Genomic DNA, 8,443 nt, shown 5'->3' on the forward strand with positions numbered 1-8,443 from the left:
ACACGCCATTTATATTTTTTGTCAAATTGGGGTTTGCAACCCAGATAGTTCTTCAATCTACTTTAAGATCAATGGAAAACGAAGCGCCGGAAACCGATGCAGCCCGGATACGCACTTTCAGCATTCCGGCCAGTTCCCTCACAATCACCAGCCCAATTCCATGAATTACTGGTCGATCGCCCGATGAGTCCATGTAAGTATGGTCGTCATCGCTGTTGAACCAATTCAAAATGGGTTCCGGTAATCCGGGGCCGGTGTCAGTGACCAGCAACCTGATTACCTCACCTTCCTGGCTTGCCGTCACGATCACTGAGCCTCCGGAAGTATACTTGTTTGCATTGTCGATGAGATTGTGAAGGATGATTTTCAGCAGTTGGCTGTTTGATTTGAGAAAGAGCGTATCGGGCACGCTGTTGACAAACTTGTTTTCGAGAATTTTGAACGAAGTATCAAAAGTGACCGCAACTTCGTCGACCAGGCTCCGCACGGCAAAGATGTCATGAGCCAGTGAATCTCCCAACATCTGCGACTTAACATAGGAAAGCATGTTTTCCAGTAAAAGGAGAACTCTTTTAGAAGATTCGTTGACACTGGAACCGATCGTTCCCACCAAATCCAGATCGCCTTTTTGAAGTAGCCCGGGCACCTTTCCCGAAGCGAATTCGATCGATCTCAGCGGGCTGCGGATGTCGTGGCTGATAGAGGCGATCAAATGCATTTGAAGGCGCGTTTGCCGCAACAGTTCCTGTTCCGACACTTTCAGTACGCGCAATGTGTCCTGCAAATTGCGGGTCCTTTCCGACACGCGCGATTCGAGTATTTTGTTCAGCCGGTCGGCTTTTTTCAGGCGTTTTTTGAAATAAAGGTAAATAGCCGCAAGAATCAGGAATACCACGGCTATCCTGAACGGCCAGGTTTCGTACCAGGCGTACGGGATGACGATCGTGAGCGTCGTTAACCGCTGTGAATCGGGGCCAAATCCGCCATTTTTACGCAATTTCAAGGTATATGTTCCAGATGCGAGGTTATTCAGGAGCACAGATTGCTGCTCGTTTTCGATGGGGTACCAAACGTGCCTGGCGGATGCCTTATCGTCTGACGATACCATATAATATAGTTGCTGGTTTCGGCGGTCGCCCTGGTAGGGCGACGAAACGAACACCTTGATATCGTTGACGTCCGTGAGCTCGATTCGGGAGCCATTCACGGGAACCTGCCTGGAATCTGCCTCTACGCGGTCGATGAAGATTTTTGAACCGGGCGTGTCGATGGGCGTTTCCTCGGGTTTGAAAAACACCATCCCGTCAATAGAGGGCAACGACATATACCCGTTGCGCAGGCGTACCGCGCAGGGCTGGCAGCCTCCATTGAATTCGTTTGTGCGAAAGCCGCTTTGCTTGTTGTATCGATGGTAGTAGAGCCGGGTACTGTCGCGGTGGCTGATGTAATCCAGCAGGTCGCGGCGAAGCACGCGGAACAGCCCGTTATTGGTAGGAATCCAGAAGTAACCTTTTTTGTCGCTTATAATGCAATGCGCGTTTGCGAGGGAACGGTCCCTGTCGATCGGAAACCGGGTTACCTTGCCGTTTTTTAATACGAAAAAGCCGTTTTCATAGGTAGTAAACCAAAGTTCGCCAGGCCGCTCCAGCCACAAACTCCTGAGATAGTTTTTGGCGGCTGCCGGGGTTCTGGACAAGGTTTTGCGGGCAAGATCTACCCTGTATAAATCCCAATAGGTAGCGACCCAGAGGATGTCTTTGCCCTCCCGTAGAATGTGTGAGATGCGGAGCATTCTATGTGTATAGCTGTGTACCGTCGCTCCCTGCTCTTCGGGATCGATATATTTCAAACCAGCCGAATACGTGCCAATCCAGATGCGGCCGGTATCGTCCTGGTACAATACGGTAATGTCATTTTCCAGGGGCCAGCTAGCTTTCACCTTTTGACCACTTTTGTCGAGGCGGTACAGCCGCCTGTAACCTGACAGCCAGATATCGCCTGAGTGGTCCCTTACCATCACAAACCGTTCCAATGCCTTCCCAACCGGGTTGGGAAGGACATTTAAAATGTTTTGGTTTTCCTTACCTTTCCCAAGTATGTGGAAAGACGGCGTTAACACGGTGCTGTCCGAAAATGCCGCATGGGCGTAGTAGACGTTCGCGCCCGGATCAGCGGCACCGGTAACCAGGGTTTCAAAAACCTCGAAGTCGAAAATGTAGAAGCCGCTGTTCATCGTGCCCAGGTATAGCCGTCTCTGTGGGCCTTGATAGAAAACAGAAGTGACGCTATTGCGATCAAAGTCGAAATCGCTCAGCAGAAGTTTGGTAACGAAACGGCCCGGTGAGGCCTCCGATAGCTGGAATAAATGCCCTTCCTGATAAATGAATGAATCACCTGAAAGTTCGTCCGCAAAGACCTTATATTGTTTGCGCAAGTCGGGCCTTGCCGACTCCCCGGGCGCTGGCACGAGTGAAACCTCTCCGCCCACGATAGCCGTGCCTGCGGAGGCCACGAGCCGTATATGGCCCTTCTCGTCGTCATGGTACAGATTTGTTCCTACCCTGAAAAGCCGGATGGGCGAGGGGATTCCGGTCATGTATCTCTTTTGCAGTTTCCAGTTACGGTAAAGCTCGATTTTTCCACCGGACGTCCATATGAAAAAGTCCCCGTTTGATTCCGGGAGCAGAAATACGCAATACTCGGGTATCCAGTCCTTATGCCACGGGTCCGGCAACCCCAGTGTGTACATCAGTCCCCGAGACTTTTCATCCCACTTGAACATCTTGAGAAGATGCTCTTCCATTGGGTTTTTATCGACATTAGCCTGCCCGTCAGCTATCCGGACGTGGTTTTTGCCGCCGTCACCCAGCGCATATAACCGGTCCGGTTTTCCTTCAATATCCCCGGTAAAACCTATAAAGGCGTTATACTCAAGTTTAAAACGGTCTTTTCCGAAAGTAACGAACGACTGGCCGTCGAACCGGGCCAATCCCATGTTGGTAGTAAGCCAAATGTAGCCATCTCGGTCCTGGGTAATCGAGTTGACCGAATTCTGCGGCAGACCGTCTTCGCTGGTGTAATGGCGGACATTGTATTTTGGAGCGTTCGCGGGAATTTGCGAAGCGGCTGGAATCATCAGCATTTGAAGCAGAACAAAGAAATAGAATCTCACGGGCACTGGGAAACGGGTAAACTTGATTGTTGGGGCAAAAAAGGCGAAATCATCGTAGATAGATGATAAAGAAACAATAGGGAATCGGTAATTGCCAGCCGAAATGATAGAAATTATTCTATCGTTCAATGAAATTGATACGGGTAGCAGACTGGTAGCACGTGCCATCATTAGTGCTGCACGCGGTTCACGATACAGCTCCTGCTCGCTGGTATAATAGGTTTTCCGCTAGCATCGGGCTGCTTTCTTTGTGCGCATTCAAAAAATCTCAGACCTCGCCGGCAATGATATCCGGATGCATCCCTCAAACTGTCTTCCAGGTTGTTATTCGATGAGGTTAGTACATTCTCTAACAATAGTTTAGCAAGCCGAACGAGTTCCGATTTAGGCCAGCCTCGCAGAGCCAGATCCAAATGAAGCGCGTGGCGGTAGCTGCGTGATACAATTGTACATCTGGCCAACCACGCATAGACAGGTGGTTGTACGTAATTTTTGGCATCTCTGCACCAGTGCATTTCATGTGTAATTAGGCAGACATCGGTTTCAAAGGGTCACTATTGATCCAAATTGGGCTGGAAAAAGAAAATTTAGTCAAAAATGCGTCTCCGAGATCGTTTTGGAACAAAAATGCTCTTTTTGACATCCTGCGGACTAGTTTTTGCTAGATCAAGACGTTTATGCCTCAAAAGCTGCCTTTTTTCGCTCGGGAGCAGTTATACATCGATGAAATTGGTGGTCAGATTTCTGTCCTGAACCTTATTAATCATTGTTCATAGAGTTAACCAAATTTTTTCTTGCAAGCCCCTCTCACAATTACGGAGGATTTGCAAGAAAAAATTTAGAAGCTGTCAAAATGATTTTAAAGGGTTCTTGTTTCGGAGAGAGGCTATAATTCGCATGCTACAGGAGGTCATTCAGTCTTTTTGGCCCTCGATCTGGGTTTGTTGCGCTGGCTACGGTAACAACAGGATGCAAGGTTGCCTGGGCAAAATGTCCGCCGCCGTCAGGGGTTTCAGCTATTGTGCCGGTAGCCTGGTCAACGTAAGCAGTGACGACGACACCGCTAACTGCGCATAGGTGCAGGTAAGAGAGCATATGGCAGCTCGACAGCGCGGATAACTGCATTTCTTCTGGATTATGTTTGGTTTTGTCACCACGAAATGAAGGGTCAGATGAGCTTTCTATATCAGGTTTTCCTTCAATTTGTATGGTATGAGCCCGCTCGTACGAACGGTAGGAATTGGTGCCTGTACCGAGATTACCTGTCCCGCGGACTGTTAGGGCGTAGCTGTGCTGAGTTTTCATTTGATAAATCTGTTTGGATTAAAATTGCCAAGATCTATTTGCGCTTACCGAGTCCAATTTATCCAAAAAACAGGGCTCCAATTTCGAGAGTGGGATTTCGATTTTTTAGTAGTAGTTACGATTGGTCTGATGTTTGGCTAATCCAATCTCGTAAAAAGTAGTCGAAAGGCAGCCCCATCTGGGCGATTTGGATGTTATGCCGGAGAGGCACCTCCTGTCAAGAGCCGATCATTTCAACGTTTGCCGTTAATTTCTCCGGCCAATACGAAGGGAAAAAAGTTTTGTCTCGTCTTCGGGGTATGACATAAGGCTGTCACCGGCCATTTCCAACTTTGTGAAAACAAAATCGTTAAGACAAGCAAAATGGAAAAGAAAACAACCGATCCCTGGCAGTGGGGTAAGTACACTAGTTCAGTGCAGGCAGTTGAAATCAAACAGGCGGAAGGCACCCTTTACTGCTCGGGACAAGTGGCTATCGATGCTAATGGTCAGCCTATCTCGGCAGATATGAACACACAGCTTGTGGCTACGATCCAGAATTTGGAGCAGCTCATCAGCGAGGCAGGTTACGAGCCGGGTGGGATTGTGCGGCTGAATGTTTACACGACCTCTACCGAGGAGTTCTTTGCCAGCTGCTTACCAACTTACCAGACCTGGATAGCAAAGTATGGAATTCAGCAAGCCACGACCATGCTGGAAGTGAAAGCTTTATTTGGTGGCCTGACTATCGAGCTGGAAGTCACAGTGGTAAAATAATGATTTCGTATCCCGACAGAAAGCCAGAGGATTGGCTTTTTGTCGGGCAATCACAGGCAGCTATTGGGAATGTTTGAAAATCAGGAAAAATGCTTTTCTTCATGCGGTATTGCCAAAATCGATCGTGACAAATGAGCGCTAAAGAAACAGAAGTATTTTGCCCTGCTAACCGGCAGCAATGGCGGCAGTGGTTAATTCAAAACCATATCAGCAAAGGTTCTGTATGGCTGGTGTATTACAAGAAAGGCGCGAATGTTTCCACCATCACATGGAGTGAAGCGGTAGACGAAGCGCTTTGTTTTGGGTGGATAGACAGCCTTGCAAGGCCGCTGGACGCGGAGCGATACATGCAGTTTTTCAGTAAACGAAAGCCTGGCGGCGGCTGGTCTAAAATCAACAAAGAAAAGATTTTGCGGTTGACTCGTGTTGGGTTAATGACACGTGCCGGCTTGGAGGCTATCGCTGTTGCGAAGCAAAACGGGTCATGGTCACTACTCGACAAGGTTGAAGAACTGATCGTGCCTGATGATCTGGAAAGCGCGTTGGCAAAAAGTGATGTCGCATATTCATTCTTTGAAAATCTAGGCCGGTCGGATAAACGGAACCTTTTGCAATGGATTGCTTTTGCCAAGCGGCAAGAGACACGTCAGAAGCGGATTGACGAAATTGTTGAATATGCCAGCAAGAAAATGAAGCCCAGTATCCTTAGCTGGAAAAAAAAAGCTGGCTGATGAATGATCTGGAAACGACGCGCCTTTCGCGACTTGTGATGCTATTGACGCTGCTTCAAACCAAGCGCGTGGTCACCGCCTCCGAGCTAGCAGACCGTTTTTCTGTCAGCACCCGGACCATTTATCGGGACATCAGGACACTTGAAGCGGCTGGGGTACCGGTCGTTACGCTGGAAGGGAAGGGGTATTCTTTAATGGAAGGGTACCGCATCCCTCCTGTCATGTTTACGCGGGAGCAGGCCACGGCGCTGCTAATTGCCGAAAAGCTTGCTGCCAACCTTACTGATCCACCGACTGCGGAGCTAATCCTTGCGGCTATGGACAAGCTACGGGCTGCGCTTCGGTATGCTGATAGGGACCACCTCGAGAAAGTATCCGGCCAGATTGAGGTGATGGAGCTTGTTATGCCGCCGGATCAGCCGAATTCGTACCAACAATTGGTTGCTGCCGTTACATCGCGGCGCGTTGCTCAAATCAATTATCAGGCTGCCGAAACCGGTGAGTTGACCAGTCGCGAAATCGAGCCAATAGGGTTATATCTGAGCCAACAATGGCATGTAATAGCCTACTGCCGTCTCAGGCAAGCATTTCGTGACTTCAGGCTCGACCGCATCGCTTCGCTTACAATATCCGAAGAGAACTTTTTACCCCGCTCGCAGACTTTACAGCAATATTGGGATCAGCAGGTAAAACGAAATGGCAAGCAGAAAGTGGTAATCCGTTTCGACCCTTCGCAGTTACCCGCCGCGCAGGTCCGGCATTTTCAAGATACCAAGCATAGGTACGGTTGGACCCATGAGCAGATTTTGCCCGACGCGACTCTGGAAGTGTTATTTTTGGTAGGCTCGTTGCCTTATCTGGCAGCCTGGCTGTTACCCTTTGCGGCAGCCGTAACGGTTTTGGAGCCTGCGGCGCTGAGCGCTCATCTATCCGATCTTGCGATGCAAGTGTATCGCCGTTTCTGTGTGAGCGGGCCATGATGGCGTAGCACGCTTCATTTTATGCTTGGTGACTAGTTCAATGCAATCGACTGGTCAGTATGACTTACGGCCCATTTGCTATCAACCGAACCGTCCTTGTATCTGACTGCGTTATTTTTCTTGTTGATGATCTGGTAGCTCGGAACGTATCGGATGAACCTGTGATAGTCACCTGCCGGGGGCGCTTTTGAAGCCAGACACCGACTAGTGAGCCTAAATCTGGTTTTTCGGGCGTACGATCTGATTGATAGAAGGACGACATGTGAAACGCTTCAAAGTGAAATAACTAATTGTTGAGTAAGTATTTGATATACTGCCCTTTCGAATGAAATATATCGAAGGTGACATATGAGGCCAGAATTTTTCATTGGAATCGATATCTCATCTTTCTCCCAAGTCCCCACGCGGACAATAAACCCCGAGAATCTTTTGGAATATCAACGCTTCAAAGATGTGGCTGGGAAAAAAGCAGTATCTATTGATTTACCAACCGTGGATGCAGCCGCTTTGCTTGCCGAGGATGAAAGAGAAAGGAAAATGGACATACCCGAGCGTTTTGGAAAAGCCCTTGATGTGGATATAGATTTATCAAAAAGCGGGACATGGGAAACCGTACCAGGAGGGCGTATTTGGCGGGTTCAGATAAATGCTCCGGGAGCAAAGACCATCAATATGATATTTGACCGTTTCTTCCTGCCGGAAGGCGCGCAGGTATTCGTAACTAATGCAGAGCGTACTATGGTTTCCGGCCCAATTGACGTAACACAAAACAACGAGTACCGGAAATATTCAACCAGCCTAATTAAAGGGAGTTCCATGCTCATCGAGCTGTATGAACCTGAAAGTGTCAAGACCCAATCCGAACTACATATCTCAAAAGTTATTCATGGCTACAAGCTAACACCGTTTGCTGGATTTGGGGAATCCGCCCCCTGTAATGAGAATGTCACCTGTCAGGCTTTTGCCGCCTGGCAGGACGAGGCCAATATGGTGGCGATGGTGCTTTTGCAAGATAATACCAGATGGTGCTCAGGGTCGCTTCTCAACAACGCGTGCCAGAACTTCAGACCAAATTTCCTGACCGCGTTCCATTGCCTTGATAACAATGGGAACGGCGTTGCCGACCAGGGGGAGATCACGGCCGCTCAAAACTGGCAATTCATGTTTCAATATATCAGCCCTCAGTGCAATCCAAGTGTAAATGACCCCAACTTCTTTACATTTTCAGGCTCTACCTTTCGTGCGGGATGGAACGTTTCGGATTTCGCCCTGGTGGAACTAAATCAAAGGCCTACCGCGAGTAGCGGAATACGCTATGCCGGTTGGTCCAGGGCCACAACAGCACCAACGTCGTCTGCCAGCTTGCACCATCCCAAAGGAGATGTAATGAAAGTGTCCATTGACTGGGTATTTCGGAGAAGTTGACCACCTGATTCCGTGGCAAATTGACCACCTAATTATCTGGCGGCCGGTAGCAGAAAAAAGCTGCAGAAGCAGTT

General features: G+C 48.8%; 6 protein-coding genes. 4 read left to right on the top strand and 2 right to left on the bottom strand.

Going from position 1 to position 8,443, the window contains the following annotated elements:
• Positions 1 to 52: 52 nt before the first annotated feature.
• Both CLV60_RS08515 and CLV60_RS08520 read right to left on the bottom strand, forming a co-directional pair.
• Positions 53 to 3,178, bottom strand: a complete 3,126-nt coding sequence (locus CLV60_RS08515; protein ID WP_170118747.1) for a ligand-binding sensor domain-containing protein — start codon at positions 3,176 to 3,178, stop codon at positions 53 to 55.
• 894 nt (positions 3,179 to 4,072) lie between these two features.
• Complete coding sequence (locus CLV60_RS08520; RefSeq protein WP_106594926.1) at positions 4,073 to 4,477, bottom strand: OsmC family protein; 405 nt, start codon at positions 4,475 to 4,477, stop codon at positions 4,073 to 4,075.
• A gap of 363 nt (positions 4,478 to 4,840) precedes the next feature.
• Between CLV60_RS08520 and CLV60_RS08525 the strand changes: the two genes are divergently transcribed.
• From CLV60_RS08525 to CLV60_RS08540, 4 genes are all read left to right on the top strand, one after another.
• Positions 4,841 to 5,233 carry a RidA family protein gene (locus tag CLV60_RS08525; protein WP_106594927.1) on the top strand — a complete coding sequence of 131 codons (393 nt, stop codon included), beginning with the start codon at positions 4,841 to 4,843 and terminating at the stop codon, positions 5,231 to 5,233.
• Between the two features lie 131 nt (positions 5,234 to 5,364).
• A complete protein-coding gene (locus CLV60_RS08530; protein ID WP_106594928.1) occupies positions 5,365 to 5,964 on the top strand; it encodes a YdeI/OmpD-associated family protein in 600 nt (199 codons plus the stop codon).
• A complete protein-coding gene (locus CLV60_RS08535) occupies positions 5,964 to 6,944 on the top strand; it encodes a helix-turn-helix transcriptional regulator (protein ID WP_106594929.1) in 981 nt (326 codons plus the stop codon). Before CLV60_RS08530 ends, CLV60_RS08535 begins: the two co-directional genes overlap by 1 nt.
• A gap of 429 nt (positions 6,945 to 7,373) precedes the next feature.
• On the top strand, positions 7,374 to 8,369 hold the full coding sequence (locus CLV60_RS08540; RefSeq protein WP_146151539.1) for a trypsin-like serine peptidase: 996 nt from the start codon (positions 7,374 to 7,376) through the stop codon (positions 8,367 to 8,369).
• Positions 8,370 to 8,443 lie beyond the last annotated feature (74 nt).

The sequence above is a fragment of the Dyadobacter jiangsuensis genome (assembly GCF_003014695.1).
GTDB lineage: Bacteria > Bacteroidota > Bacteroidia > Cytophagales > Spirosomataceae > Dyadobacter > Dyadobacter jiangsuensis.